We start from the raw sequence: 2,845 nt of genomic DNA on the forward strand, positions 1-2,845 counted from the left end.
CTGGGGGGAACAAGAATCAATTTGCTGGTAGAAGTCCCCCAAAATTGGGGGACCAACGGGGGCTTGGATGTAGCAAATGAGACTTTTCAGACAACCTCTAAAAAGCGCTACTCCCGACTCCCGATTCCCGACTCCCGACTCCCGACTCCCGACTCCCTACTCCCTACTCCCGACTCCGTCACCCAAATTAAAACTGCTATAAATGAAGACATAAATTCACACCATAAATTCAAACAATGATTCGAGCCTACGCAGCCCACGAACCTGGTGGAGAACTGAAGCCTTCTGAATACGACCCAGGGGTTTTGGGGGAAGAGGAAGTAGAAATCAATGTGGAATACTGTGGTATTTGCCACAGGGACGTGAGTATGTTGGATAACGAGTGGGGACTAACTCAGTATCCCTTTGTACCAGGTCACGAGGTCGTTGGTACCGTGGCCGCATTGGGAGAGAACGTGACCACGCTCCAAGTTGGACAAAGAGTGGGACTAGGCGATCGCTTAATCTCTTAGCACCATAATCCCTTAACTTTCACAATTGTGTGTCTTTTCTTAACAAACTCAGCAATTTAAGGATTAATTCCATAACTAACCTTAACAAATCATCATTATAATCCCGCACCACTAATCGGTTATAATGAAATTGGGATGAACAAATACATCCTGATGATTTAACTTCTAGGGAGGCCAAAAATGAAATTCAATATTTTGGCAACGCTAACTTTAGTCGCTTCTCTGTTCTTCACCGGTTCAGCCGTAGCTGAAAACCCAGACCAGGTGCAACAGTTGCTTTCAACTGGTGAATGTCCAGGGTGTAATTTAAAAGGAGCGGATCTATCGGGTGCACATCTACTTGGGGCTGATTTGAGGAATGCTAACCTGCAAGGAGCAATCTTAATTGAAGCCAACCTAGAAGGTGCTGACCTGACTGGTGCCAACTTAAACGGGGCTAACTTAACCCAAGCCTTTGTCACCAACGCTAGTTTAAACTGTGCTAATCTCAACCAAGTGAATTTGACAGCGGCCAAGCTTTACGACACCGATGTGTCTGGAGCTGTCATGAACAAAGTTACCTTAACTAATGCCGAGATATTTGAAACTGGCATTGGCATTGGTGGTAGTGCCGAGGAATTCAATTTCAATGTCGAGTGTAGAGTAGATTCTTGACTGTCAAGGTAGGGTGGGCAAAAACATTTTGGTTGAAATCAGTATTAATGATTAGACAACTTTGCCCACCCTACTGTCAAGGTGGTAGGGTGGGCAAAAACATTTTGGTTCAAATCAGTATTAATGATTAGACAACTTTGCCCACCCTACTGTCAAGTTGGTAGGTGGTAGGGTGGGCAAAAACATTTTGGTTGAAATCAGTATTAATGATTAGACAACTTTGCCCACCCTACTGTCAAGGTAGGGTGGGCAAAAACATTTTGGTTCAAATCAGTATTAATGATTAGACAACTTTGGCCACCCTACTGTCAAGGTGGTAGTGGTAGGGTGGGCAAAAACATTTTGGTTCAAATCAGTATTAATAATTAGACAACTTTGGCCACCCTACTGTCAAGGTGGTAGGGTGGGCAAAAGCATTTTGGTTCAAATCAGTATTAATAATTAGACAACTTTGGCCACCCTACTGTCAAGGTGGTAGGGTGGGCAAAAGCATTTTGGTTCAAATCAGTATTAATGATTAGACAACTTTGGCCACCCTACTGTCAAGGTGGTAGGTGGTAGGGTGGGCAAAAGCATTTTGGTTCAAATCAGTATTAATGATTAGACAACTTTGGCCACCCTACTGTCAAGGTGGTAGCTTGTAGGGTGGGCAAAAACATTTTGGTTCAAATCAGTATTAATGATTAGACAACTTTGGCCACCCTACTGTCAAGGTGGTAGGTGGTAGGGTGGGCAAAAGCATTTTGGTTGAAATCAGTATTAATGATTAGACAACTTTGCCCACCCTACTAACTCTATTGGTATCTGTGCAGCTCAACCATTAGTTGTTATGATTGGGAACTAACCCAAAAAATCCCAAGGGAGGGAAAGTTGACCGAATTTCTAGATTTTCTTAAGCACAAATATGCTTATGTTGCCATTGGTGAATTCAAGCCAGGCAAATTTCAAGAAGCTCAGGATCTTTACGAGAAAGCTGTATCTACCTATATCCAAGGGTTCAAAGGCGCTTACCTACTGCAAGAACCGGGAACCGATAGAGGCATTGCTGTGATCTTTTGGGAAAGCATAGCAGACATGGAAGATCATCAAAGTGAAGCCTATGAGGCAATCTTAAACCAAATGTCTCACTTGTTTACCAAAGCTCCCACCACATCGTTCTACGAAGTTTGCAGTGAAATCCAGCCTCCCAATTAGCTGGAGAATTGAGAATTGAGAATTGAGAATGAAGAATTTAGAATGAAGAATTTAGAATGAAGAATTTAGAATGAAGAATTTAGAATTTAGATCGCATTAGCCGTAGGGTGCGTTAGGGGCGGAAAGCCTCTGATTTTTTGCCTCGTTGCCAGGGTTGACATAGCCAGCCCCGTAACGCACCACCTGTCCAGTGCGATCGCATTCAACAAAATATATACAAATAATATCTCAAGAGCGGATGGGGGGAATCGAACCCCCATCATCAGCTTGGAAGGCTGAGGTTTTACCACTAAACTACATCCGCACTGTTTCCAGCACTTCTAGCATCATAACATAAGAAAATCAAAGTGCCACATTTTTTAGCTTCCGGCAAAAGAAGCCCCACAACGAACATGCGCAGCATGAGTGTGGGATGAATTTTGCACAGAGTCTTTCACTTTAGACCAATCGATGTGTTATACTGGAAATACTGACTTTCAAAGCCG

At 43.3% G+C, this 2,845-nt stretch carries 2 protein-coding genes, 1 tRNA gene and 2 pseudogenes; 4 read left to right on the forward strand and 1 reads right to left on the reverse strand.

The features are described 5' to 3' along the window. The 4 genes and pseudogenes from F6K20_RS32510 to F6K20_RS32525 form a co-directional block, all read left to right on the forward strand. Positions 1–240, forward strand: a pseudogene (locus F6K20_RS32510) (hypothetical protein); the annotation flags it as partial. Next, positions 237–494: pseudogene (locus F6K20_RS32515) on the forward strand (alcohol dehydrogenase catalytic domain-containing protein); the annotation flags it as partial. The pseudogenes F6K20_RS32510 and F6K20_RS32515, both read left to right, overlap by 4 nt. Before the next feature lie 198 nt (positions 495–692). Continuing rightward, positions 693–1,166, forward strand: a complete 474-nt coding sequence (locus F6K20_RS32520) for a pentapeptide repeat-containing protein (protein WP_008190303.1) — start codon at positions 693–695, stop codon at positions 1,164–1,166. A gap of 870 nt (positions 1,167–2,036) precedes the next feature. After that, positions 2,037–2,360: an antibiotic biosynthesis monooxygenase gene (locus F6K20_RS32525; RefSeq protein ID WP_008190297.1), complete on the forward strand. Its 324-nt coding sequence runs from the start codon at positions 2,037–2,039 to the stop codon at positions 2,358–2,360. 233 nt (positions 2,361–2,593) lie between these two features. On the opposite strand, the gene F6K20_RS32530 is transcribed toward F6K20_RS32525, so the two are convergent. After that, positions 2,594–2,664: transfer RNA gene (locus F6K20_RS32530), tRNA-Gly, on the reverse strand. Between the last annotated feature and the right edge of the window lie 181 nt (positions 2,665–2,845).

The organism is Moorena sp. SIO2C4 (assembly GCF_010672485.1).
Classification (GTDB): domain Bacteria; phylum Cyanobacteriota; class Cyanobacteriia; order Cyanobacteriales; family Coleofasciculaceae; genus Moorena; species Moorena producens.